This is a genomic window from Nocardia neocaledoniensis (genome assembly GCF_029868625.1).
Lineage (GTDB): Bacteria > Actinomycetota > Actinomycetes > Mycobacteriales > Mycobacteriaceae > Nocardia > Nocardia neocaledoniensis_A.
Window position 1 is genome coordinate 1 of the sequence record NZ_JARWOJ010000250.1, and the last position, 24476, is coordinate 24476.

Here is a 24476-nt window from a genome sequence, read left to right on the forward strand (position 1 = left end):
GTCTGCCGGTGGACGTAGGCGGCCATGGATCCGATGCGGCGGGCGACGGCACGCTCGGCCTCGGCCCGCCCTCCCGCCGCCGGCTCCGGGGGGCTTTCGCCCGCGGGTGGGTTGGGCGGCGCCCGTCGTGCGTGCCTTGGCCTGGGGCGTGTGGGTGAGGGCGGTCGTGGCCCCCCGCCCCGTCGATACCCCGATGGGCGCTGTCCCCGCCCGTTGGGGGCCGCCCCCCCCTTCGGTCGTTGATGGGGGTAGGAGTCAAACGCTGAGCATGCGACGGTTGAGGTCGCGGCGTAAGACCTCTTGCGACGGCAATCTGTCCAGCACCCGCATCACGGCCGGTCGTAGTTCCTTTTTCTCGTCTTCGCTGAGCAGCTCGACGAGATCTCCCAGATCCATGTCATCGAAGGCTCCTGTCATACCCAACAGCGTACGTGCTCAAACCCGCCCCCGTCCGGCCATTCGGCCGACATTTACAGGCGATTCACGCGCGCGAAACGCCAACGGCCGCTAGGATTTTCGGGTTGTGCATGCGCAACTGCCCGCTCGCTGCCCTTACGCTGCCCGAGTCACTACTGTGCTCTGATCGACGGTTCCTTCGCCCGGCCGGACTGGGTCACAACCCGCACCGAGATCTCCGCGGGCGGCGCCGCCTGGTACGGCGTGAACCGCTCCAGCGAGCCCCAATCGCGGCCCAGATCGTGCTCGAGATAGGTGGGCACAGTCTCGGCCTTCAGCAGCGGTCCTGTCCACCCGAGCGGGCCGCCGCCGATGTCGTCCTGCCAGGCGTTGGAGGCGTCGGAGCCGACCCGGTCGGGCAGGATGCGCCAGCGCGGCGCCTCGGCGACACCGTCGTGGTGGTCGAACGGACGCTGGCACGGGAACGCCAGGCCGACGTGCCAGTCCAGCAGCACCGGATCGGTCTCGCCGACCACCGACTGCAGCGAGGCCAGCTTCGGCAGGCGCGGCGGCGTCACCGCGAGCCACTGCTTCTGGGTGATGTCGTTGTCGGTGGCGACCAGGCGCACCGCGTTCACGTCGGCGGGCAGCTGATCCATCGGCACGCGCAGGTTGCGCCACGACGGTGCGGGGCCGATGTCGAGCGGGGCCACCGACCCGGTCACCTCGAACGAGCCGTCGGCGGCCCGCTTGCCGTACTCCACGCGCAGTTCCTGGCCGTAGTGGACGACGCCGTCGTTGTCGACGTAGCGGATGCGGCCCGCCGCGGTGACGACCAGGGCCGGGTAGGCCGGATCGTCGACGCGGTCGAGGCGGTACCACTGCGAGGTGAGCTTGGCCTGCTGCTGCACGTCGTCCTGGAAGGAGCCGAGCACCGGCGTGCGGGCCGGATCGAGGCCGAAGGGCAGGGCGACGGTGCTGCCGTTGAGCCCGGGCTCGGCGCTCGTGCCGCCGCCGGTGCCGGCTCCGGTGGTGTTGGTGGTCTTGTTGGCGGAGTCCTTGTCCACCGAGTTCGCCCCGCCGACCACGGTCTCGTCGGCGTCGGCGGTGAGGTCGGCGGCCACCCCGTTGGGAGTGAAGCCGGTGGATTCGGCGCTCAGGCCGTCGGCGGGGGCGCCGGTGTAGGGGGTGAGCAGCGAATCGGCGGTGTTCGTCTCCACCAGCACGTCGTTGGCGAGGCCGCAGGTGTCGCCGCGCAGCGATTCGATGTTCGATTTCGCGATCGAGTACGCGGGGTACTGGGTGACGGCGCCCTTGGCCATCGAGGCCACCTCGAACAGCACCAGCAGCGCCGCCGCGATCGTCAGCGGCATGGTGGCGAAGCGATCGAACCGCGAGGGCTTCGGCTGCGCGCGGAACGGCGAACGCAGGTGGAAATACAGCGCGACCAGCAGCGCGAGCACGGCCAGCCCGAGGAACATCGTCGAGATGCCCTTGCCGGCCACCAGCGGCGCTTTGTCCCAGAACGGCACGCCGAAACTGGAGACGTACCACCAGCCGTTGGAGCCGGTGAAGGTGAGCGCGAGCAGGAACAGCACCGCCGCGGCGAACAGCGCGCGATTGCGTGGCGCGCGAATGCTGTTGGCGCCCACCGCCACCGCGGCCAGGGCGGCCAGCGACCCGGCCAGTCCGGCGTACACGCCGAAGTGGTGGGTCCACTTGGTCGGCGTCCACATCATCAGCAGCAGCGCGCCGAACACGATGCCGAGGATGCGCACCGAGGGGCCACGCGAGGTGCCCGGGATGCGGCCCTTGCGCAGCACCTGCAGGATGCACACGAGCAGGCACAGCAGCATCACCAGCACGCCGAAGCGCCGCGCCAGCGAGCCGTCGGGGGAGAGCATGAACAGCGAGTCCCAGCGGGTGCGTTCGTCGAACCAGGCGACATTCGGGCCGACCAGGGTGCGCACGCGGGTGGCCTCCATGACGGTGGCCAGTGTCTGGTCGGCGAAGACCACGATCAGCACGATCGTCCCCGCGGCGATACCGGGGGCCAGCAGCGCGGCGTAGCGGAAGATCTTGGCGCCGAGCGAGAGCCGCCGATCGGCGCCGTCGGCGACGCTGGTGGACGCGCCGGCGGGGGCCTGCGACTCGTCGACCGCGGTCCGGCGCGGCAGCAGGCCCTGGGCCCGCTTGATGATGAGCACCAGCACCGGCCGCGCACCCGCGATGAGCGCCGCGATGCAGATCAGGCCGGTCGGACCGGCGGCAAGGGAGAAGGCGGCGACGAGGATCGCCAGCGCCGCGGGCAGCAGCCGGGCGGTGGCGACGGCGCGCTCGATCAGGCACCAGGTGAGCAGCGCGCCCGCCGCGATCAGCGGTTCCGGGCGCAGGCCGTTGTCGTAGGGGAGCCAGAAGGCCAGGAACACCAGGCCGCCGGTCCACAGCGCCACCTTGTCGCGCCGCACGCGGGCACCGAGGCGGGGCAGCACCTCGCGGCTGATCAGCGCCCAGCAGACGAGTCCGGCGAGCAGGGCGGGCAGGCGCATCCAGGGGCTGGCGTCGGAGATCTTCGTCATCCAGGCCAGCAGCTCGTAGGACCAGCCGAACGGTGCCTCCGGGACCCCGAACCAGCGGTAGTAGTTGGCCATGTAGCCGGAGGGGCCCGACGCGCGGGCCATGTTCAGGATGTAGCCGTCGTCGGAGGTGTTGGCGCCGATCACGTGCCAGCCGAGCAGGGTCGCGACCACCACCACGTCGGTCGGGGTGATCCGCCACCAGTGCCTGGGCAGGAAGCGGCGGGCCCGGCGGCCGTCGCTGAGGTCGAGCAGGTGCAGCGCGATGAGCGCGATGACGGTGGCGACCGCGGCGACGATCATCGCGGCCAGCTTCAGCGACGTCGGGGTGGAGGTGAACCGCGAATCGATGTCGGCGTGCACCCGCGCGCCCGCCAGTGCCGCCTCGTCGAGGTCGGTGAAGACGCCGACGATCTGCGGTCGCTTGTCCACGGTGACGGTGTTGCGGAACGGGCTGCCGTCCTGCCTGGTGACGCCGAGGAACTCGACCGTCGTCGCCCCGATGGTGGAGGTGATCGAGATCGCCTCGCAGTTGCCGATCTCGGCGAGCGGCGCCGACAGCATCGGCACGTCACGGGCCTGCACCCCGAGAACACCGTCACGCACCGTGACGGTGAGCCCCTTCGCGCTCTGCCCCGAGGCGACCGGAATGGTGCTGACCACCGTGGTCGTGCCGGTCTCGGGCAGTCCGCCCAGCATCGTGCACGGCAGCCTGGCGTCGAGCTGCTGCGGCACGTACGACACGAGCGGCGCCTCGACGCTGGTCGCGCCCGCCTGCGGCCAATCCAGGCTCGCGCGGTCCTGGCGCACCGGCAGCAGCGGCGTCAGCAGGGCAAGCACGAACCCGAGCAGCCCACAGACGAGGGCGATCAGGCGGTATCGGGTGAACGCTCGGTCGGATCGCAGCACGGGGGTTGATGCTAAAGCAGATTCGCCGGCGGGGGCTGAATCCTTTCCGGCGACCCGCGCCTCTCATACATGTCCCGGCGCACGTCGGGACGGGATATGGAGGTTGTCGTGCTCATCGGAATCGGTATCGTCGTCGCCCTGATGCTCCTGTGTACCTGCGTGGTCGTGCTGAAACGCAAACGAGCCGGGCGTGACTGAGTCGCGCTGGCCGGACGAGCGGTTGATCGTCGCCGCCCAGCGCGGCGACCTCGACTCCATCGCCGCGCTGGTCTCGGGTTCGCACCCGAACATCAAGCGGTTCGCCCATTCGCTGTGTGCCACCCCGGAAGACGCCGAGGACGCGGCCCAGGAAGCCATGATCATCCTGTACCGCAAGATCGGGATGCTGCGGGCCTCCGGCGCGCTGGCCTCGTGGATGTTCCGCATCGTGCGCAACGAGTGCCTGCGCCGGGCGCGCCTGCGGTGGCGCGACCAGCCCGCCAACGAGGCGGCGGTGGTGGCCTCGGCCGAGGACGAGGTGTTGCGGCGCCTGGAGGCGGGCCGGGTCGCCGCGGCGGTGGCCGCGCTGCCGCTCGATCAGCGGCAGGTGCTGATCATGCGCGACCTGCAGGGCTACAGCGGACCGATGGTGGCCGACGCGCTCGGCCTCAGCACGGCGGCGATGAAATCCCGACTGCACCGAGCCCGTGCCGCGGTGCAGCAGAGTCTGCGAAAGGAAAACGATGAGCGGAGCTGACGAATTCGCGAGCAGCTCGCTGCCCGCGCATCTGCTGCGCGGCGCGGTGGGTTTCGGCGCCCTGATCGGGGCGCTCGCGCTGATCCCGGCCGTCGGGCCGGTCAGCCTGGCGCTGCTGCCGGTCGGGCTGGTGGCCCTGCGCGGCTGCCCGACGTGCTGGGCGATCGGGCTGATGCAGACCATCTCGCGGGGGCGGCTCCAGCGCTCCTGCGAGGGTGATCGTTGTACGTTGACGGTCGCGGGCCGCTAGCCGGTCATCCTGGTCGTCCAGTCGAGCTGTGTCTTGGCCCAGTCGGGGATCTCGGCGGCGGGTCGCGGGTAGGCGACGAACTCGGCGCGCAGCTCGTCGACCGAGACCTCCGGCATCCAATCCGCCACGGTGGTGGTGGAGAAGGTCGCCTTGTAGCGGGTCGGCCCGGCGATGAAGATCTCGGCGCTCAGCCAGGCGCCGACCGCGGGGTCGTAGGACAGCCGCTTGTGGTCGGTCAGGTACTCGAGCACCTCGATCGGCGGCTCCAGATTGGTGACGGTCCCGTCGCGCTCTTTCACCTGCACGCCGGCCACGGTGTTCCCGCCGACCTGCAGCGACCACAGGAGGGCGAACTTCTGGCCGGGGGCCAGCATCGCGATGGCGGCGTCGACGACTGTCTGCTCGATCTGACCGACCGAGTTCAGTTGTTCTCGGGGGGCTGGTTCACGATCCTGACGATGTGGTCGTGTCAGCAGGAGATCGATCCGCTCCGGTCTGCTGAGCGTCATAGCTATACCTCTGCATCCGTACCGATCAGCACTTACCAAAACTGCTTTCGGTCGGCCGAACTTGCAACATTTCGCAGCGTACTCGCCCCGCGACACGAACCGTGCGGTTTGTTGACACTGACCGAAGACATTGTTGTCCATCGCACGCCCGCACACCAGTAGCTACCGGGTGTCAAGTAACACAACCCCCCTGACATGGGTGTTCAGGCGGCCGAGGCGCGCAGGGCGAACCATCCGTCACTCGGGTCGGCGAAGCCGTGATAGACGAGCGGAACGCGCTGATCGATCCCGAAGTGCCGATACACCGCCAGCATCGCCATCCGCACGGAATGCGCCTGGAAGTCGTCGATGCGGCGCGGGCCGATGCGGTGCTCCGGCAAAGTTTCCAGCCGGCGCAGTTCGGCCGGGTCGTCCACGTCCAGGCCCATCGGTGCCGGTTCCTCGATCAGATGGTCGTGCAGGATCATGCGCGCGGCCGTCGGATCGTGGCGCGGACCCGCGAACGGGACGCGCTCGAGATGCGCGAGGCCGCGGGTGCTCAGCGGCGTGCGGACGGCTTCGATCAGGTCGATCAGGTCGTCATCGGGCGCTGGTTCGGGTTTTCGTCCGGCGACGGGCGCCTGCTCCAGCAGATGCAGCACCTGCCCGCCGCGCACCAGCGGCTCGGGAACCACGAAGAAGCTGATGCTCGGGCAGCTGCAGTGCAGGCCGGTGAGACACACCCTCGTGTGCAACGGATCGGACATGAGTCCTCCTCCGATAGCGGGTCGCCGGGACCCGTGACATGCGGGATCGAAGTTTCCAACGCCATCCGCCGCGAGCTCACACCCACCGGCGCCGACCATGTCGCACCCGTCAGTGTAGTGCCGTCCCCCGCCCACAACACCCCGATCAGCCACGGATCGGACACGATCCGCGTGCGCTCAGCGCGCGACCGATTCGGTGTACCGGCGGGCCAGCGTCCGCAGATGGGCGACCAGCTCCGGCGGGCCGTCGACCCGGAAGTCCATCATCAGCATGCTCAGATAGATCGCGATCGTCTCCATCGCGTCGGCGCCGGTGTGCAGGACGCAGCTCGCGTCGTCCACCGGTTCGACCACGCCGACGGCGGGGTTGATCCGGGCGATCACGGTCTCGGCGGGCGCGAGCACCCGTACCCGCGCGTGTACCCGCCACCCGGTGGTGGCGATGTGGCGCATGACGAAGGCGACCAGGTCGTCGTCGGGCAGGCGGCGCGGCGCGAACACCCGGCTGCCGGTTTCCGCGCGGGTGATGCGGGCGACCGGCAGCGCTTCCCAGGCGTGCGAACTCATGCTGTAGGCGACCAGATACCAGCGGCGCTGCCAGTTGATCAGTCGATAGGGCTCCACCTCGACACCGTCGTCGACGATGACCGCCGTGGTGCGGCGGACGGCGTCGGCCAACGTGGTGAGCACGGCGACCGGCACGGGCGCGTCCGGCTCGCGGGAGCCGGTGGTGGCCGGACCGATCTCGGTGGTGTCGTGCAGGGCGGACACCTTGCGCTGCAACCGTTTCGGCAGGATCTGGGTGATCTTGCGCAGGGCCCTGGCGAGCGGGTCGCCGAGGTCGGAGACGGCGAGCGAGCCGTCGGCGGCCACCGCGATGGACAGGGCGACGGCCACCGCTTCGCCGTCGTCGAGCAGCAGCGGTGGCATCGTGGCGCCACGCCCGAGCCGATAGCCGCCGACGGCACCGCGCTCGGCGTGCACGGGGTAGCCGAGTTCGCGCAGGCGCGAGATGTCCTGGCGAACAGTGCGTTCGGTGACCTCCAGGCGCTCGGCGAGCTCACGGCCGGTGTAGGAGCGGTCCTGGAGCAGGGCCAGTAGGCGCAGGACGCGCGGTGTCGTCGCGGCCATTTTCACCTCGTTCGTTCGGCCGTTCGCAATTAGGAAGAAAACGAGCCTAATGGGTTCCTAGGCTGGAGTCATCACCGAATCGAAAGGCATCATCATGAACAGCACCTCCGCCCTCCAGAACGCCTGGCGCACCGTGGTCGCCGACTCCTACGCGGCGCTGGCCGACGTGGTCGCCCGTGTGCGAGCGGACCAGTGGGAGCTGGCGACACCCTGCTCGGAATGGACGGTCGCGCAGGTCGTGCAGCACGCGGCGGGCGATCAACTCGCCTACGCCGCCGCGCTCGGTGTCGGCACCGGTCCCGCGGACAACCCGTTCGCCCCGTCGGGAACCATCGACGGTTCCGCTGCCGCGCTCGTCGGCGGCGCGCTCGAGCAGACCGCCGCGGCCTGGGCGAGCGTCGCCGACGACACCGCGACAGTGCCGACCCCGCTCCCGCACGGCGACCTGCCCACGCCGGTCGCGGCGGGCATGGCAGCGCTCGACGCCGCCGTGCACGCCTGGGACATCGCTGTCGCCACCGGTCAGCCGTCGCCGCTCACCGACGAGTTGGCCGCCCACCTGCTGATCGCGGCCAGGACCGTGCACCCGGCTCCCGGTTCCGGTGACGACGCGGAACTGGTCGAGCCGCTGCGTCAGTGGGGTGCCTACGCGCCGGTCGTCACCGGCGCTGCCGCGAGCCCGGTCGACGAACTGCTGCACTACCTCGGCCGCACGACCGTCTGACCGAGGTCGACTCGGCCGCCGTGGCCCGCGCGGAGCCAGGAGCCGCGCCGCGCCGTGCCTGGGGGCGGAACCGGCGCGGCGGAATCAGCGGCGAACCGTCACCAGGGTGAAGGGGCCGATGTCGGTGGTGGTGAAGGTGGGGTCGGCGAAGAGGGACTGGGGGAAGGCGACGGTGTAGCGCTTGACGTTGGGGTCGTTGGGGTAGACGTCCTCGGCCAGGCGGAGGGTGTAGGTGTCGGTGTCGCGGCGGAAGAGGAAGGCGTCGGGGGCGCGCCAAGGGGACTCCGCCATGGCGGCCAGCAGGGCGCGCGGGGAATCCAGCTTGCTCCAGGCGGCGATGGTGTCGGCGCGGGCCTTGAAGTCCGACAGGGGGTTCGCGTAGTGCGAGGTCAGCGCCTGGAAGCCGAAGTACGGGTAGAACGACAGGAAGCTGGTGTCGGCGGTCAGGACGACGGATTCGTCGCGGGGACGGCCCGTCTGCGCCAGTATCGCCTGGTCGACTTCGTGGTAGTAGGCGACCGCGGACGGCTTGCGCTTGTCGGCGCGCTCGCCGAAAGTGCCGTCGGCATCGGGCGTCTCGGTCGGCACGGTGTCGGTGTAGGCGGTGTCGATCTCGTGGGTGAGCACCGTCGGGATGTGCTGGGCGAAGGCCAGCGCGCCGAGCACGGCGAGCACCATCGCGACCGTGCGCACCGGCGTCGACTCGTCGAGGACGCGGTAGATCATCCCGGCGCCCTCGACGAACCCGAACACGCCCGCCGCCGCGAGCACGGCCAGCAGCACCGGTTCGAGGCGGAACGACAGCAGCGTGGTGCCCGCCGCGGTGGCCGCCATCGACAGCAGCGTCCACAGATAGATGGCCACGACGCCGATCCCCAGCGCCTGCGCCCGCCGTGACGACCCGGCCCGCACCACCAGCCAGACCAGGCCGAGCAGGCACAGCGCACCACGCAAGGAGAACTCCAGCATCGGGAACGCCAGCTCCGCGCCCGACTGTGGCAGGTAGTGGAACGCGTTGCCGGAGGGCAACTTCGCGCCCGACAGCATCTTCAGCAGATACGGCGCCCACACCACCAGCGCGAGCACACCCGCGATCGCGCCGATCGCGACCAGCTTGACCAGCGGCCCGATGGCGGCCCGCCACGGCGCGGGACCGGCGACCGCGCGCGCCCCGCCCACACGCGGCCGCTGCTCGGCGCGCCGCTGATACACGGCCGCACCGGCGGCCACCACCGCCATCAGCACCACGGTGAACGCCGCGATCGCCAGGTACAGCGTGTAGAAGCAGGCGGCGACGCCGAGGAGGAGCCCGGTGCCGAGCACCGCGCCCCAACCGCCGCTCGACCGGTGCAGCGCGCCCCAGGCCAGCACCAGCACCGGCGGGATGAACACGACGAGCACCGCGCCGTAGGCCTCGGGGGAGGCGTAGGCCAGCGTCATCGCCGTCACGGCGGCCGCGGCGCCCACCGCCAGGTCGGCGCGCACCAGCTGCGCCCACAGCACCAGCGCCACCACGGCGGCGATCGCGAGCATCCCGATCGCGTAGGGCTTGAACACTTCCCAGCCGTCCATGCCGAGCAGGTTGCCGACGCGGCCGCCGATCCAGAACCACCCGGCCGGATAGAACGGCGGCAGATCCACGTAGGTCATGTCGCGCAGCGCCGCGCTGTCGGTGAGCCGGGTCAGGTACTCGGTGCGGAACTCCTGGTCCACCGAGACGCCGAACAGATACAGCTTGGTCGCCGCCAGCGGCATCCCGAGCGTGACGGTGACGAAGCTCGAAATACCCACCCAGGAAGCGAGTTTCGCGACCACCGGCCACTTGCGCAGCCGGATCAGCAGCACCGAGACCACCAGCAGGGCAACCGCGACGACCTGGCCGACGGTGGTCAGCGCGCGAGTCACGTTGGAGGAGTTGAACGCAGGCCACTGCACCGCTGAAAAGGCATACAGGCCGATCACGGCCACGACGAGCGCCACCAGCGCCGCCGCCACGCCCTCGGCGAACCCTGACCCGATCCTGCGCCCCGCCCGCACCTCATCGTTGGTCGTCATCGGCGCGCAATCCTCCGGCTCCACTCGGCTCCACGGTCCGGGCCAGCCTAGTGGAGTCGGCCCGCTCAGTCGGTGTCCGCCGATGCCGGATCCGGACGTCCGAGCGGGCCGGTTCGGCGAACGAGAACTGCCGCACCATCTGTGGATGATGCGGCAGTTCAGGACAGGCAGGCGATCAGATCGGCAGCTTGCGGAAGATCGGGCGCGGCACGTGGCGCAGCGCCGACATCAGGAAGCGGGCCTCGCCGGGCGCCCACACGATCTCGGTGCCCTTCTCCGACGCGGCGACGGCCAGCCGGGCCACGTCCTCGGGATCGACCGTGAGCGGGGCTTCCTTGGATCCGGTGGCCTCCCAGTGCGCCTTGGTCGCCGAGGTGCGCACCTGCATCGGCCGCACCACCGTGACGCGCGGGCCGTGCGGCCGCAGCGCCTCGCCGAGGCCGAGGTAGAACCCGTCGAGCCCGGCCTTGGTCGAGCCGTAGACGAAGTTGGAGCGACGCACCCGCTCGCCGGCCACCGAGGACATGACGATGAACCGCCCGTGCCCCTGCGCCTTGAACTTCTCGCCGACGAGCACACCCACCGACACACCGGCGGTGTAGTTGATCCCGACGGTCATGACCGCCTTGCGCTGGTTCTGCCACAGCTCCTCGGCGTCGCCGAGCACACCGAACGCCACGATCGCGACGTCGATGTCACCGGCGGCGAACGCGGCGTCGACGACCTTCGGATGCGATTCGGTGTCGAGCGCGTCGAAGTCGATGACGTCGACCTGGGTCGCGCCAGCGGCCTTCAGCTTGGTGACGGCGCCCTCGAGCAGCGGATCGCCGGGCAGGTTCGCCAGCACGATCCGGGCCGGGCTCTTGGCCAGGTACTCGGCGCAGATCGCGAGCCCGATCTCGGACGTGCCGCCGAACAGCAGAATGGTCTGCGGGTTGCCAACTGCGTTGATCACTGGAGCTCCAGCCTCCTGGCCATATCGGACATGAACACGCCGGTCGGGTCGACGCTGCGGCGGACCTTGATCCACTCGTCGATCCGCGGATACATCTTGTGGAAGGTCTCGGCCGAGGTGCGCGAGTCCTTCGCGGTGTAGAGCCGCCCGCCGAACTCGAGCACGCGCCGGTCCAGATCGGTGACGAACTCGTTGAGCCCGCGCGAGATCGGGAAGTCGACGCAGATGTTCCAGCCCTCCATCGGGAAGCTCAACGGAGCCTGATTACCCGGGCCGAACAGCTTGAACACATTCAGGAACGAGTAGAACCCGGAGCCCTGGATGTCGATGATGATCCGCTTGAACTCCTCCACCGACTCCGGCGGCACCACGAACTGGTACTGCAGGAAGCCGTTGGAGCCGTAGCCGCGGTTCCACTCGCCGAGCATGTCGAGCGGGTGGTAGAACTGCGTCAGATTCTGGACCTTGCCCCGGTAGGTGCCCGACTTGCGGTACCAGACCTCGCCGATCGGGCCGAAGGTGTACTTGTTCGCCAGGCCGTTGGGGAACACGTCCGGCAGCGTGAAGAAGGTCTTGCCGTTGAACCGCAGCGGGTCCTTCTGCAGCTTCTTGGGCAGCTGGTCGAGCTTGGCCAGGTTGCCGCGCGAGATGGCTGCGCGACCGAGCTTCGGCAGCGGGGCGATGGCGTCGAACCAGGCCGAGCTGTACTCGTACTTGTCCTCGGAGCCGTCGCTGTGGAAGGCGATGGTCTCGTCCAGCGTCGTGGTGACGTCGCCGTCGGCGATGAAGTACGCCGTCTCGGTGGGCGTCATCTCGATGGTCGCGCGCAGGATGATGCCGGTCAGGCCACAGCCGCCGATGGTCGCCCAGAACAGCTCGGGATCCGACTCGGCCGTGATGTGGCGGACCTCGCCGTCGGCGGTGAGCAGGTCCATCGACCGCACGTGGTTGCCGAAGCTGCCCGCGCTGTGATGGTTCTTGCCGTGGATATCGGAGCCGATGGCGCCGCCGATGGTCACCTGGCGGGTGCCGGGTAGCACGGGGACCCAGAGGCCGAACGGCAGCGCGGCCTTCATCAGCTGGTCGAGGTTCACCCCGCCGTCGACGTCGACGAGCCTGCTCGCGGAGTCGATCCGGTGGATCTTGTTCAGCGCGGGCATGTCGATGACCAGCCCGCCCGCGTTCTGCGAGTTGTCGCCGTAGGAGCGGCCGAGCCCACGCGGGATCACGCCGCGGCGCAGGTGCGCCGGCTTGCTGTCGTTGTCCTCGGCGACCATGCGCACGGCCCGGACGATCAACTCGGGATCGCTGGTCGAGAGCACTTCGGCGGAGGTGGGTGCGGTGCGACCCCATCCGGTGAGCGTGCGGGTCCGCGTGGCGAACGCGCCCTGCTCAGCGGGGGTCGTAATGTTCTCGGACATCGGCTAAGAGGCTACATGCATGGCGGGACACGCGACCGGTCTCGTAGTCTTCCTCACGTGTCAGCCCAACCGCATCTGCCGCTTCCCGCCGAGATTCCCCTGGTCGACGAGCCCGGTGGAACCGACGTAGACCTGAAGACGCAGATCGTGCGGTTCACGCTGACCGGCGGTCTCTCGGCGATCGTCGACTACGGCATCTACAGCCTGCTGCTGAACCTGATCGGCCTGCCGGTGAGCCTGGCAAAGGCCGTCGGGTTCGTCTGCGGGACCACCACCGCGTACCTGATCAACCGGCGCTGGACGTTCAAGGCCGAGCCGAGCCGGGCCCGGTTCGTCGCCGTCGTCGTGCTCTACGCGGTGACCTTCGCCGTGCAGATCGGCATCAACGCGGTGCTGTACTTTGCGCTGCCCGAAGAGTGGTGGCGGCAGCCGCTGGCGTTCGTCGTCGCGCAGGGCACCGCCACCGTCATCAACTTCGTCGTTCAGCGCGCGGTGATCTTCAAGATCAAGTAGTCAGCTGGCCTTCGCCGCGGCGGGCGCCGGTTGCTTGCCCGCCTTGACGCCGAAGTAGTCGCCGCCCTTGGCCCTGACGTTGTCGGTGCCCCACTCGCGGCGGTCCCTGGTCACCGGGACCATCTGCGGAATGTGCTTGCGGCAGTGGATGTAGGCCTCTTCCACGTCGACGACCACCCACACCTGTGAGCTCCTGCCGCGTTCGGCGGCGGGCAGTTCGCCGACGGTCTCGCGTAGCTCACTGTCGGCAACCATGCGTGCCTTGCCGTTGATGTGCAGCCCGATGAGGTCGCGCACGAAGTCGATCATGAGGATGCCGACGTGCGGGTTCTCGAGGATGTTGCCGAGGCTGGCCATCACTCCGTTACCTCGATATTCGGGGTACGCAATCGTGCGTTCGTCGATCACGTGCAGAAACCCCGGGGTACCGGCGCGGAAGCTGGCGTCGCATTCGCCGTGCGCGTCGGCGGTGGAGATGAACGCCATGTCCATCCGCCCGACGAAGTCGATCATCGATGGGTTCAGGTAGTCGATCACCTGGTCGTCATAGAAGCGTTCGGCCCTTTCCTCGGTGCCCAACGTCTCTTGGAGTTCGTGTTCTCCGTCGCTGCCGACGTGTCTTCCGGGCATCGGGGCTCCCTCTGCTAGCCGAACCGGGTGATGCGGATCAGTCGCTCGAAACCCCCGCTTGTGACCGCGATCTCGCCCAGTCTAGGGGAGAATCACGAGTCGTGGGGCGTGTCCATTGTTGCGAATGGGATGAAAACCCGGTTTGCGCAGTGGTTTCCAGGGGTGGACTGATCAGGCTGGGACCACCGTCACCGGCACCCCGTTGAACACGGCGGTGCCCGAGATCGCGTCGACCACCGAATCATCGGTCAGCGCATTGGCGTTCACTCCAGCGTGCGCGCTGGCAACCGTCTGGGTGGTGCTCGCGCCGTGGCCCCAACCGTGCGGCAGGCTCACCACGCCGGGCATGATCGTCGGCGTCTGTTCGATCTGCACCGTCAACGAGCCGGCCGCCGAACTGATCTTCGCCAGTTCGCCGAGGCCGAGCCTGCTGGCATCGTCGGGGTGGATCTGCAGCGTGCAGCGGTTGGAGCCGCCGACGAGGCCCGGGATGTTGTGCATCCAGCTGTTGTTGGACCGCAGCTGCCTGCGCCCGATCAGTACCAGCTCCGGCGCCGCCGTCGCGAGCCCGGCGCGCAGCCTCGGCACATCGGCGAGCAGCCGCGCGGGCGCGAGGTCGACATGCTTCGACGCGGTGCGCAGGTTACCGGGCAGACGCGGCTGGAGCGGGCCGAGGTCGATGCCGTGCGGGTTGTCGAGCAGGGTGCGCAGGCTCAGCTCGCCGCCGTTCCACGCGCCGTAGGGTCCGAGCTTGAGCATCAGGTCGATGCGCTGCTCGGTGGTGTCGACACCATCGAGTTCCGCGCGCCGATCGCTCATCCCCGCCTTGTGCAGCAGGCCGGCGATGACCAGCTCGTCGACCATCGCGATCGGGCTCTCCGCGCCGCTGCCGGCGTGCGGCTGTCCGCTGACGGCGGCGGCGAGCCGAGCGAGGACCGCCGATTCGGAGGGGCGCCCGTCGAGCGGGACGAGCGGCGGCGAGTACCGCGCGTAGTTGCGCACCGCGAACTGCAGCAGCGCGAAGTCGAAGTGCGGCGACTGCACCGAGCGCGGCGGCGGCAGGATCACCGACGCGTGCCGCGTCGTCTCGTTCACATACCGGTCGACGCTCACCATGAAGTCGAGCCCGGCCAGGCCGCTGTCGAGGCGGGCGCCGCTGGGCGCGGAGAGCACCGGATTGCCCGCGACGGTGACCAGCGCCTTGATCTGGCCGGGACCGGGCGTCTCGATCTCGTCGGCGAGGGTGGCGACCGGCAGTTCGCCCATCATCTCGGGCAGCTCACGCACCCGGCTGGTCCAGCGGCCGGGCCGGAAGGGCCGGGTGCGCGGAATACCGCCCGCCGCGGCGGTGGCGAACATGGCGCCGCCGGGCCGGTCGAGGTTGCCGGTCAGCGCGTTGATCGCGTCGACCAGCCACTGGTTGAGCGTGCCGAACTCGGCGGTGCAGGTGCCGATGCGGGCGTAGACGGCTGCCGTGGGGGCCGCGGCCAGCTCGCGCGCGAGCGCGCGGATGGTGTCGGCGGGGATGCCGGTGCGCTCGACCACGGCCTCCGGGCTGAACTCCAGGGCGGCGGCGCGCAGCTCGTCGAGCCCGTCGACCTCGACCCGCACGTCGGTCAGTTCCTCGGCGAAGAGCGTGTGGACGATGGCGAACAGCAGGTAGGCGTCGGTGCCGGGCCGGATGAACAGGTGCTCGTCGGCCAGCGCGGCGGTCCTGGTCGCGCGCGGGTCGACGACGACCAGCTTGCCGCCCCTGGCGCGCAGCGCCTTCAACCGGCCGGGGAAGTCCGGCGCTGTGCACAGCGAGCCGTTGGACTCGAGCGGATTGGCGCCGAGCATCAGCAGGTAGTCGGTGCGGTCCAGGTCGGGGACCGGAACGGCCAGTGGGTCGCCGAACATGAGCCCGGCCGCGACCTGCTTGGGCATCTGGTCGGCGGTGCTGGCCGAGTAGATGTGCTTGGTGCTCAGCGCGCGGATCAGCGGGGGCAGGTAGAGCGCGCCCGCGACGGTATGCGCGGTGGGGTTGCCCAGGTAGATCGCGGTGGCGCCGTTGCCGTGGGTGGCGGCGACCTCGGCGAACCTGGTCGCGATCAGGTCGAAGGCCTCGTCCCAGCTCGCGGGCCTGAACTCGGTGCCCTCGCGGATCAGCGGGGTGGTGACCAGGTCGGGATCGTCGTCGAGTTTGCCGAAGCTGGCGCCCTTCGGGCACAGGAAACCCTTGCTGAACGGGTCGTCGCGGTCGCCGCGCACACTGAGCACCCGGTTGTCGTCGTCGAGGGTCAGCGAGAGGCCGCAGACGGCCTCACACAGCGGACAGGTGCGCAGCAGCGATCGCGGAGCCATGTGCCCATCCTCGCGCCGTCGCCGTCGCGCGGGGCGAAAAACGCCGAAAGCTTTCCCGCGCTAAATAGGATCGGAGAATGAATCTCAAACTTGCTACCGGAGCCACCGCGCTCGCCACCGTCGCGCTCACGTTCTTCGCCGGTACCGCGTCCGCCGCGCGCACCGCCGACGCGGTGGGCGGCGCCGACAGCATCACCGTTTCGATCAGCAACACCGACGACGCGTGCTGGTCGGGCACGGTGATGGTGGACGAGATGCTGCAGAGCCCGATCCTGTCCAAGGACAAGCCCTCGGCGGTGCTGGCGAACGTCGAGGCGGGCGATCACCGGGTGCGGGTCCACCTCTACGTCGGCGAGGGCGAGAGCTGCAGCGTGAACACTCCGGCCGTCGAACTGCTGGACAAGACCGTCACCGTGGGCGATGCGGCGGGTAACCCGATCCAGGAACTGCTGGACGCGGGCAGCGCCGCGCTCGGCCTGAAGTAGCGCCGAGGGCCGGTCGGTCCCCGACCGACCGGCCCTGGGTCGCTCCGGTGCCGGAAACGCCGAAAACCCGCGATGGCGACGTCGGGGGCGTCGCTGTCGCGGGTATCGGGGCTGTGGGTGCCTAGCTGGCCAGGGTCAGCGCAGCGCGCTTGCGGCTCGCGGCGGCGCGCACGGCGGCACCGAGGGCGACGACCGGCGGGACCCAGCGGGCCTCGGAGGGCGCGACGCCCCAGGAGGCGCTGCCCGCGGCGAGCTGGGTGGGCGGCAGCGGGATGCTGGCACCGTCGGTGTGCACGACGACGCCGGCCTCGCGCATGGCCTCGATCGCCATGGCGGCCTTGCGGACGCCGGTGACCAGGTGGATCTCGCGACGCTCCTGGCCCGGGATCTCGATCACGGGGCCGGAGAGGTTGTTGGCGCGCAGGAAACGGCGCACCTCGCCCGCCATGTCACCGGTGACCTCGATGGCCGAGACGGCATCGTCGGTGATCAGGCACAGGCCGTTGGCCGTTTCGGCAACCGTCCAACCCCGCGCGGTGTACTCCTGCGCGGCGGCACCCTTCTCGGCGGCCGTGGTTGTGGTCGGAAACGTCGTGCGCACTGTGTTCTCCATTCCCCGAAGAGCTTCGTTCCTGCGTTCATGGGTCGTATCGCCCGGGGGTGGCCGACTCGTTACGCCGTCGACGAAAAATAATCGGGACTGTTTGCTACGTCTCATTTACGCAACCTTCGCTATCGCGGGCTGTGATGTGGTCGGGGTTGGCGTGTGGGCCGAAACCGGGCAGGATTCGGACCATGAGCGAAGCACCGGGATCCACCCCGTCTCCGGACGGGGAACCCGAGGAGTTCGAAGCCGAATCACGCTGGCTCTCTTGGAAAGAGGCCGATGCCAAGCGTCCGGCCCCGCGGGTGGACCAGCACGCCGACGACGACAACAACGCGGACTATTCAGACATTCCACGCGACGCCGGATTCGATGACCCCTTCCGCAGCAGCGGCTCGGCCAAGCAGTGGGCCGCCGAGGTCCTCCGTTCCCTGCTCGACGTGCAATTCCGCAGGCCCGCGACCAGGACGCTGCTGCCGCTGGCCTACATCCTCGGCGTCGTGTCCTTCGGCATCGGCGTCCCGGTCGCCCTCACGGTGCTGATGTGGAAGGCCTCCGCGCTCCTCGGCGTCCTGGCGGCGCTGGTGGCGGTCCCGCTCGGGCTCACCATCGCCGCGTCGGTGCGGCTGATGCTCGAGTTCGCCGACAACGCCGCCAGGCTGGCCGGCCGGGTCGAGCACATCAGCGAGCTGGCCGACGGCCTGTTCCAGGCGCTGTCCGATGTTGCGGAACCGGTGAACCAGCTCTCCGAAGATGTTCGTGCTGTGCAGTTCTGGCGGTTCAGGCGGAAGAAGTAGCGCCGTAGCTCACGGTGTGCCGGAAGTATCTATGTGGTGCGCAATGTCCGATTCATTGTGAAACAATCCGTACGCAGATCCGACGGTTGGGTCGGCTGCGTAGGGCGGTCTCCGAAAAGCGATGGGGGAGACCGGAGTTGGATAACAGGGGGGAAGTATGGCTTCACCACAGGGCGTCACCGGATCGACGATGCCGCGCAGGCAGTTGGGTAGGCACTTACGTGACCTGCGCAATCAGGCGCGGATGACGACGCGGACCGCGGCGGCGCAACTGGAGTGGTCGGAAGCGAAGATCTGGCGGATCGAGACGGGGCAGACGTCGCTGCGCAGCCTCGACGTCGAGGCCATGTGCAAGGTGTACGGCGCACCGGCCGACCTGGTCGAGCCGCTGGCCGCGCTGGCCCGCGAGACCAAGGCCAGGGGCTGGTGGACGGGCTACGGCGACGTGATCCCGGAGGGCTTCGAGGTCTACATCGGCCTCGAGGAGGCGTCGACGGCGCTCTCGATCTACGAGGACGGTCTCGTCCCCGCGCTGCTGCAGACCGAGGACTACACCAGGGCACTGCTCGAGCAGACCGTGCCAGGGCTGACCGAGGCGGAGCTCGAGCGCAGGCTCGCGGTCCGCACGGCCAGGCAGGCGCTGCTCACCCGCGCGGATTCGCCGCTGCGCCTGCATGTCGTGCTCGCCGAGGCGGTGCTGACCAGGCGGATCGGTGACGATCGGGTGCTGGCGGGCCAGCGGGCCCGGCTGCGCGAACTCGCCGATCTCGACACCGTGCGGATCCAGGTGGCGCCGGGCGACACCGGTTACCACGCCGGGCTCGAGTCGGGCCGGTTCGTGATCCTGGATTTCGGCGTCGACGGCTCGCTCGACCGGCCGGAACCGCCGGTGGTCTACGTGGAGACCTTCGCCGGTTCCGCCTACCTGGACAAGCCCGCCGACCACGAGCGGTATCGCGGCGCGTTCACCGATATCTGCGCGGCCGCCGCCGGGGTGCTGTAACTACCAGGAATCGGCGAGCACCGAGCGGTGCGTGGGCAGGGCGTTGTCGTAGACCGCCCTGCCCTTTTCCGTGAGCCGGACGAAGATGGCGCGGCGGTCGGCCGTGCACATGGTGCGTTCGACCAGGCCGTCGCGTTCCAGTCGGGCCACCGCGCGGGAGAGCGCGCTCTGGCTGAGGTAGATGTCGCCGGCCAGTTCGGTCATCCGGTACTTCTCGCAGTCCGCTTCGACCAGGCGATCGAGGGTCTCGAACTCGCTGAGGCCGATGCGGTGTTGGTGCTGAAGCGCCTTCTCCAGTGCGCAGCTCACGGCGGCGTGCCGATCGAGCAGTTGGCGCCACTGGCCGACCAGCTCGGTGGGCGCTTCGTTGCGCCGAGCTGTGGTGGCCGGGTTCGACATGGCCCCATCTTAGTGGCCCCCCCATGTCCATGCAACCGCAATTTATGTGTTGGCATTTAATGCGTGTGCATGTAATGTTCCCCGCATGACTTCGCCAGCAACGCTCTCGGCCGCAGATCAGGCGACCGATCCCACCAGGTGGCCGCTCCGCCTCTGGGGCATGCTGATCACCCTGTGCATCGTTCTGTTCCTCGATGGTCTCGACGTTTCGATGATCGGCGTCGCGCTGCCGTCCATCGGCGCCGAGCTCGCTCTGTCCACCTCCACCCTGCAGTGGCTCGTCAGCGGTTACGTCCTCGGTTACGGCGGCCTGCTGCTGCTCGGCGGCCGCACCGCCGACCTGCTCGGGCGCCGCAAGGTCTTCCTCATCGCCCTGGCCGTCTTCGCCGTCGCCTCGCTGGTCGGTGGCCTGGTCAGCGATCCCACGCTGCTGATCGTCACCCGCTTCATCAAGGGTCTGGCCGCCGCGTTCACCGCGCCGACCGGCCTGTCGATCATCACCACGACCTTCGCCGAGGGGAAAGCGCGCAACAAGGCGCTGTCCATCTACACCGTCTTCGGCGCCGGCGGTTACTCCATGGGTCTGCTGTTCGGCGGCCTGATGACCGGCGTCGGCTGGCGCTGGACCTTCCTGCTGCCGGTCCCGATCGCGCTGGCCGCGCTCGCCGCCGCCTTCGTCCTGGTGCCCAAGGACGGCAAGGCCGAGGAGGGCGGACACGATCTGCTCGGTGCGCTGCTGTCGACGGCGGGCATGTTGCTGCTGGTCTACACCGTGGTCACCGCGCCCGAAGTGGGCTGGGCCTCGGCACGCACGATCGGCTCGTTCGTCGCCGTCGTCGCGCTGTTCGCCGCGTTCGTGATCACCGAGCAGCGGGTCAAGCACCCGCTGGTGCGCCTGGGCATCCTGCGCAAGGTGTCGCTGGTGCGGGCCAGCCTGGCCATCATCGCCGTCGCGGGTTCGTACTTCAGCTGGCAGTTCATCGTCACCCTGTACATGCAGGACTCGCTGGGCTGGTCGCCGCTGAAGCTGGCCATGGCGCTGCTGCCGGTGGGCGTGCTGGTGGTCGGGTCGGCGTTCTTCTCCGACAAGCTGATCGACCGCTTCGGTACCGGGCCGGTCATCGCCGTCACCATGGTCGTGATGGCTGTCGGCTACCTGCTGTTCCTGCGGGTCGACACCGCGCCGGACTACCTGACCGTGCTACTGCCCGCCATCCTGCTGATCGGCATCGGCTGGGTGGGCTTCCCCGCCATCAACGTGCAGGCCACCAGCGGCATCGATGACGACGAGCAGGGCCTGGCGGCCGGCGTGCTGCAGACCTCGATGCAGGTCGGCGCGGCGATCGTGCTCGCGGTGACCACCGCGATCGTCACCTCCGGCGGGCACGGCGCAGGCGCCACCCCGCAGCAGATGCTCGACACCTACCGGCCCGGCCTGGTGTTCGCGGCGGGTGTCACGATCGTCGGCGCGCTGGTCGCCCTGACGGTCTTCCTGCCCCGCCTGACCCGGCCCCGGGTCGACGAGGCGGCCGGTGTCACCGAGGTGCCGGTGAACGGCACCAAGGAGCTCGAGCCGGTCGGCTGATCCGAGCCGGGCAACGAACGGCACCACCCCTTCGAGGGTGGTGCCGTTCGCGCGCGTATCCGACGTGACAACCACGTTTGCGGCGAGGTCACGAGGCCGAAAACCCGCGGCGCCGGCCGCTATAAACAGGGCGCCGCTTCGTCTTTGGCGGAGCGGATGTAGGTGAGCGGGCTGCCGTCGCGGCCGACGGTCGGCCAGTCGATGGCGAGCCGGGGATCGAAAGCGTCCAGGTCACGGTCGAATTCGGGGGTGTACTCGAGCGAGCACAGGTAGGTGACCGTGGAGCGGTCCTCCAGCGAGAGGATGGCGTGGCCGAGGCCCTCGGACAGGAACACCGAGCGGCGGTGCACGTCGTCGAGCAGCACGCTGTCCCAGCGCCCGTAGGTGGGCGAGCCGGGGCGCAGGTCGACGACGACGTCGAGGAACGCGCCACGCACGCAGGTGACGTACTTGGCCTGGCCGGGCGGGTCCTCGGTGTAGTGGATGCCGCGCAGCACGCCCGCCGCCGAGACGGAGGTGTTCACCTGGTGCAGCTCGAACGGGCGCCCGGTGGCCTTCTCGAACTCCGAGGCCTTGAACGATTCACAGAACATGCCGCGGTCGTCGCCGAGTAGTCGCGGCGTCACCTCCCAGGCGCCGGGGATGGCCAGTTCACGGATCTGCATGCCTACCAGTCTTTCCCGCGCGCGATCAGATCCAGCAGGTACCGGCCGTAGCCGGAGCGCACCATCGGTTCGGCCAGCTCGCACAGCTGATCGTCGGTGATCAGTCCGCGGCGCCAGGCCACCTCCTCCGGCACGCCGATCTTGAGTCCCTGGCGTTCCTCGATCGTGCGCACGTAGTTGGCGGCGTCGAGCAGGGAGTCGAAGGTGCCGGTGTCGAGCCAGGCGGTACCGCGGGCGAGCACGTCGACGCTGAGCCTGCCCTGTTCGAGGTAGGCCCGGTTGATGTCGGTGATCTCGTACTCCCCGCGCGCCGACGGCTTCAGCTCGCGGGCGATCTCCACCACGTCGTTGTCGTAGAAGTAGAGGCCGGGGATGGCGTAGTTCGAGCGCGGCACCTTCGGCTTCTCCTCGATGGAGACGGCGCGGCCCTGCTCGAACTCCACCACGCCGTAGGCGGTCGGATCGCCGACCCAGTACGCGAAGACCGCGCCGCCGTCGATGTCGTGGAAACGCTCCAGGCTGGCGCCGAGGCCGGGGCCGTGGAAGATGTTGTCGCCGAGCACGAGGGCGGCGGGTTCGGTGCCGATGTGCTCGGCGCCGAGGACGAAGGCGCGCGCGAGCCCGTCGGGCTCGGGCTGCACCACGTAGCTGATCGAGACGCCGAACTGGCTGCCGTCACCGAGCAGCCTGCCGAACGCGGCGGCATCCTCCGGCGTGGTGATCACCAGAATGTCGTCGATCCCTGCCAACATGAGGGTGGACAACGGGTAGTAGACCATGGGCTTGTCGTAGACCGGGACGAGCTGCTTGCTCACCCCGCGCGTGATGGGGTGCAGCCGCGAACCGGTGCCGCCCGCCAGGATGATTCCGCGCATGGGGGAAGTCTGCCAGTTCCCGCCGTCGCGGAGTCGGGGAGGTTCCGACACGTCGACGAATTGATCACGAAGGTTTCGTGTTCTGGTGTGTCGGGCGATTACAGGTACAGACATGGCGTTCTTCTGATTAGGTGAACGCCGATGTGTGAAACATCACCGTGTTAGATGTCAGCGCCGACATCGGAACCGGCGATACGCTGCCGGTCCGCGGTCGACGCACCAGTGTGAGGTAGGTGCGCGATGGGAGCGACGAAGATCCCCGGACCCGGTGTGGTGGGCTCGATCACCCCCGCTGTCACGGCCAAGAAAGCAGTGAGCAGACCCGATCAGGGCATCATCGTCAACTCCGGCCGAACGAGCACCTCCGCGCGAGTGCTGATGGGCGCCTGCGTCGGCTTCGTCGGACCGCTGCTGCGGACCGTGCCCATCAACCGCACCACCATTCCCGTCGGCGCCCTCGCCGTCGACCTGCTCTCGCGCCTGCGGCCCGAACCGCACGGCATCGAGCGCGAGGGCATCACCATGGACGGCTTCAAGATGGAGATGGTGCGTCCCGCGGGCGGTTCGCGGGCCCTGCGCCACGGCGCGGTGCTGTACATGCACGGCGGTGGCTTCGCCGTCGGCGGGCTGCACTCACACCGCGCGATCGCCGCCGGCATCGCCAGGCGGACGGGGCTCGCGGTGCTCAATGTCGAGTACCGGCAGCTGCCCGGTTCGATCAGCGCGGCGATCGACGACTGCGTCCTCGCCTACCGCTGGCTGCTGCGGCACGGCGCCGATCCGGCCAGGATCACCTTCGCCGGTGACTCCGCGGGCGGCTACCTCACCTTCGCGACCGCGCTGCGCGCGCGGGAGATCGGCCTGCCGCTGCCCGCCGCGCTCGTCGGGCTGAGTCCGCTGCTGGATCTGGATCACGTCGCCAAGGAGGCCTACGTCAACGCGGGCCGCGACGCCTACATCCCGCTGAAGGGTCTGTCCGCGGTCGTGCGGCTGGGTTGCCTCGGCGCGCTCGATCCGGCGATGTCACCGGTCAACGCCGATCTCGCCGGGCTGCCGCCGGTCCTGCTCATCGCCGCCGAGGACGAGGTCCTGCGCTACGACTGCGAGCTGATGGCGCACCGTCTCGCCGCAGCGGGCGTACCGGTGACACTCGAACTGTGGCGCGGTCAGGTGCACGCCTTCATGAGCATCCTGCCGAGCATGCCCGAGAGTCGCGCGGTGCTGGGCCGGGTCGCCAAGTTCGTGCGGGCGGCGCTGGAACCCGCCCAGCGGGCGCACACCGCGTAGGCGCGGCGCCGCCGGAAACGAAGCGAACCCGCTCGGAATGTCCGAGCGGGTTCGTTGTCCTTCGTGTGACCGCGGAATTACTTGGCGGGCGGGGTGAAGGGCTGGTTGATCGTGGTGAAGTACTGGACCGCGGCAGCGATCGCGACCGGGGCGGTCACGAAGATCTGGCCCAGGATGACACCGAGAGCACCGATGGTGGTGGCGCCGACGACGCAGCCCGCGATCGGGCCGGCACCGAAGAGGGCCAGCAGGACACCGGTCGCGACCAGACCGGCGGCGGCACCGGCGATGCAGCCGATGGTGGCGCCGCCGAGGCCGCCGGCGAGGGTGCCGATGGTGGCGCCCATGGAGATGGTGGAGGTCAGACGCGACCAGGCGGCCTGCTCACGCTCGTACTCGGTCTTCCAGGGGGCCTTGTCCTCGTAGGGCAGGGCGACCGGCTTGTAGACGGCCTTGGCCGGGTCCAGCTGCGGGGTCAGCACGGCCTTGTTGCCCGAGATCTCCGCGGCGATCGGGAGCTCGTAATCGTCGAGACGGAACGACAGCGGGGTGCCGGCGACGGTGGTGCCGTTGGCGGCCTTGATCTTGAAGATGCCGTCCTCGACGACCAGGGAGCCGGCGTCGGTGGTGATGACGGACTTGGAACCGTCGACGACCTCGGCGGTGTAGTTGATCGGGGCGGCCTCTTCGGGCGCCTGGGCGTGCGCGGTGCCGGCGGTGACGCCCATGGCAGCGATCAGCAGCGCCGAGGTGGCGGCGAATTTCCTCATCAGCATTTTAGGTAGACCTCGATGTTGGAGCTTTCGGAGGGGACCCGTAGATCAAAATCCCTCGCAGCTAACGCCCGGTGAACCGCCTGTGACCGCTCATTCAAATTCCGTT

General features: G+C 69.3%; 24 protein-coding genes. 9 read left to right on the top strand and 15 right to left on the bottom strand.

Annotated features, from left to right (window positions below; genetic code table 11):
* Positions 1–255: 255 nt before the first annotated feature.
* Positions 256–417, bottom strand: coding sequence for a hypothetical protein (locus QH270_RS19445; RefSeq protein ID WP_167456241.1), 162 nt, complete (start codon positions 415–417; stop codon positions 256–258).
* A gap of 152 nt (positions 418–569) precedes the next feature.
* Positions 570–3881 (bottom strand): arabinosyltransferase domain-containing protein, encoded by a 3312-nt coding sequence (locus tag QH270_RS19450; RefSeq protein WP_280344406.1) that lies wholly within the window; start codon positions 3879–3881, stop codon positions 570–572.
* A gap of 190 nt (positions 3882–4071) precedes the next feature.
* On the opposite strand from QH270_RS19450, the gene QH270_RS19455 reads away from it, so the two are divergent.
* Positions 4072–4617 (top strand): RNA polymerase sigma factor, encoded by a 546-nt coding sequence (locus tag QH270_RS19455; protein WP_280344409.1) that lies wholly within the window; start codon positions 4072–4074, stop codon positions 4615–4617.
* Positions 4604–4867: a hypothetical protein gene (locus QH270_RS19460; RefSeq protein ID WP_280344412.1), complete on the top strand. Its 264-nt coding sequence runs from the start codon at positions 4604–4606 to the stop codon at positions 4865–4867. The genes QH270_RS19455 and QH270_RS19460 overlap by 14 nt, the downstream gene beginning before the upstream one ends.
* Here QH270_RS19460 and QH270_RS19465 read toward each other — a convergent pair.
* From QH270_RS19465 to QH270_RS19475, 3 genes are all read right to left on the bottom strand, one after another.
* Entirely contained in the window at positions 4864–5376 is a 513-nt protein-coding gene (locus QH270_RS19465; protein WP_280344415.1) for a hypothetical protein, read from the bottom strand. The genes QH270_RS19460 and QH270_RS19465 overlap by 4 nt on opposite strands.
* A 203-nt stretch (positions 5377–5579) precedes the next feature.
* Positions 5580–6122, bottom strand: coding sequence for a hypothetical protein (locus QH270_RS19470; RefSeq protein WP_280344417.1), 543 nt, complete (start codon positions 6120–6122; stop codon positions 5580–5582).
* Positions 6123–6299: 177 nt separating this feature from the next.
* Positions 6300–7253, bottom strand: a complete 954-nt coding sequence (locus QH270_RS19475; RefSeq protein WP_280344420.1) for a helix-turn-helix transcriptional regulator — start codon at positions 7251–7253, stop codon at positions 6300–6302.
* A gap of 94 nt (positions 7254–7347) precedes the next feature.
* On the opposite strand from QH270_RS19475, the gene QH270_RS19480 reads away from it, so the two are divergent.
* Positions 7348–7977, top strand: coding sequence for a TIGR03086 family metal-binding protein (locus tag QH270_RS19480; protein WP_280344422.1), 630 nt, complete (start codon positions 7348–7350; stop codon positions 7975–7977).
* 84 nt (positions 7978–8061) lie between these two features.
* Here the strand turns inward: QH270_RS19480 and QH270_RS19485 are convergent, their stop codons facing one another.
* The 3 genes from QH270_RS19485 to QH270_RS19495 all read right to left on the bottom strand — a co-directional run bounded on the left by QH270_RS19485 (position 8062) and on the right by QH270_RS19495 (position 12408).
* Positions 8062–10032 (bottom strand): galactan 5-O-arabinofuranosyltransferase, encoded by a 1971-nt coding sequence (locus QH270_RS19485; RefSeq protein ID WP_280344426.1) that lies wholly within the window; start codon positions 10030–10032, stop codon positions 8062–8064.
* Between the two features lie 175 nt (positions 10033–10207).
* The gene (locus tag QH270_RS19490; protein ID WP_232996057.1) at positions 10208–10987 is read right to left on the bottom strand and encodes a decaprenylphospho-beta-D-erythro-pentofuranosid-2-ulose 2-reductase; all 780 of its coding nucleotides are present in this window, start codon (positions 10985–10987) and stop codon (positions 10208–10210) included.
* A complete protein-coding gene (locus QH270_RS19495; RefSeq protein ID WP_280344429.1) occupies positions 10984–12408 on the bottom strand; it encodes an FAD-binding oxidoreductase in 1425 nt (474 codons plus the stop codon). Before QH270_RS19495 ends, QH270_RS19490 begins: the two co-directional genes overlap by 4 nt.
* Before the next feature lie 15 nt (positions 12409–12423).
* Here QH270_RS19495 and QH270_RS19500 point away from each other — a divergent pair, with 15 nt between their 5' ends.
* Positions 12424–12921 carry a GtrA family protein gene (locus QH270_RS19500; protein ID WP_280344431.1) on the top strand — a complete coding sequence of 166 codons (498 nt, stop codon included), beginning with the start codon at positions 12424–12426 and terminating at the stop codon, positions 12919–12921.
* On the opposite strand, the gene QH270_RS19505 is transcribed toward QH270_RS19500, so the two are convergent.
* Both QH270_RS19505 and QH270_RS19510 read right to left on the bottom strand, forming a co-directional pair.
* On the bottom strand, positions 12922–13551 hold the full coding sequence (locus tag QH270_RS19505) for a pyridoxamine 5'-phosphate oxidase family protein (protein ID WP_280344433.1): 630 nt from the start codon (positions 13549–13551) through the stop codon (positions 12922–12924). It lies immediately after the preceding gene.
* 171 nt (positions 13552–13722) lie between these two features.
* Positions 13723–15894 carry a molybdopterin oxidoreductase family protein gene (locus QH270_RS19510; RefSeq protein WP_280344436.1) on the bottom strand — a complete coding sequence of 724 codons (2172 nt, stop codon included), beginning with the start codon at positions 15892–15894 and terminating at the stop codon, positions 13723–13725.
* Positions 15895–15971: 77 nt separating this feature from the next.
* On the opposite strand from QH270_RS19510, the gene QH270_RS19515 reads away from it, so the two are divergent.
* Positions 15972–16379, top strand: coding sequence for a hypothetical protein (locus tag QH270_RS19515; protein ID WP_280344438.1), 408 nt, complete (start codon positions 15972–15974; stop codon positions 16377–16379).
* 121 nt (positions 16380–16500) lie between these two features.
* Here QH270_RS19515 and QH270_RS19520 read toward each other — a convergent pair whose 3' ends face one another.
* Entirely contained in the window at positions 16501–16992 is a 492-nt protein-coding gene (locus QH270_RS19520) for a hypothetical protein (protein WP_280344440.1), read from the bottom strand.
* A 182-nt stretch (positions 16993–17174) separates the two neighbouring features.
* Between QH270_RS19520 and QH270_RS19525 the strand changes: the two genes are divergently transcribed.
* Entirely contained in the window at positions 17175–17780 is a 606-nt protein-coding gene (locus tag QH270_RS19525) for a DUF4282 domain-containing protein (protein ID WP_280344443.1), read from the top strand.
* A 157-nt stretch (positions 17781–17937) separates the two neighbouring features.
* Complete coding sequence (locus QH270_RS19530; RefSeq protein WP_280344446.1) at positions 17938–18783, top strand: helix-turn-helix domain-containing protein; 846 nt, start codon at positions 17938–17940, stop codon at positions 18781–18783.
* Here the strand turns inward: QH270_RS19530 and QH270_RS19535 are convergent, their stop codons facing one another.
* Entirely contained in the window at positions 18784–19182 is a 399-nt protein-coding gene (locus tag QH270_RS19535; protein ID WP_280344449.1) for a MarR family winged helix-turn-helix transcriptional regulator, read from the bottom strand.
* A gap of 85 nt (positions 19183–19267) precedes the next feature.
* Between QH270_RS19535 and QH270_RS19540 the strand changes: the two genes are divergently transcribed.
* A complete protein-coding gene (locus QH270_RS19540) occupies positions 19268–20767 on the top strand; it encodes an MFS transporter (RefSeq protein ID WP_280344451.1) in 1500 nt (499 codons plus the stop codon).
* Between the two features lie 119 nt (positions 20768–20886).
* On the opposite strand, the gene QH270_RS19545 is transcribed toward QH270_RS19540, so the two are convergent.
* Together QH270_RS19545 and rfbA are read right to left on the bottom strand one after the other, a co-directional pair.
* Positions 20887–21432, bottom strand: a complete 546-nt coding sequence (locus QH270_RS19545; protein WP_280344453.1) for a dTDP-4-dehydrorhamnose 3,5-epimerase family protein — start codon at positions 21430–21432, stop codon at positions 20887–20889.
* 2 nt (positions 21433–21434) lie between these two features.
* The gene (rfbA, locus tag QH270_RS19550; RefSeq protein ID WP_280344456.1) at positions 21435–22307 is read right to left on the bottom strand and encodes a glucose-1-phosphate thymidylyltransferase RfbA; all 873 of its coding nucleotides are present in this window, start codon (positions 22305–22307) and stop codon (positions 21435–21437) included.
* 240 nt (positions 22308–22547) lie between these two features.
* On the opposite strand from rfbA, the gene QH270_RS19555 reads away from it, so the two are divergent.
* A complete protein-coding gene (locus tag QH270_RS19555; protein WP_280344459.1) occupies positions 22548–23594 on the top strand; it encodes an alpha/beta hydrolase in 1047 nt (348 codons plus the stop codon).
* Positions 23595–23671: 77 nt separating this feature from the next.
* On the opposite strand, the gene QH270_RS19560 is transcribed toward QH270_RS19555, so the two are convergent.
* Positions 23672–24370 carry a hypothetical protein gene (locus QH270_RS19560; protein WP_280344463.1) on the bottom strand — a complete coding sequence of 233 codons (699 nt, stop codon included), beginning with the start codon at positions 24368–24370 and terminating at the stop codon, positions 23672–23674.
* Positions 24371–24476: the final 106 nt, after the last annotated feature.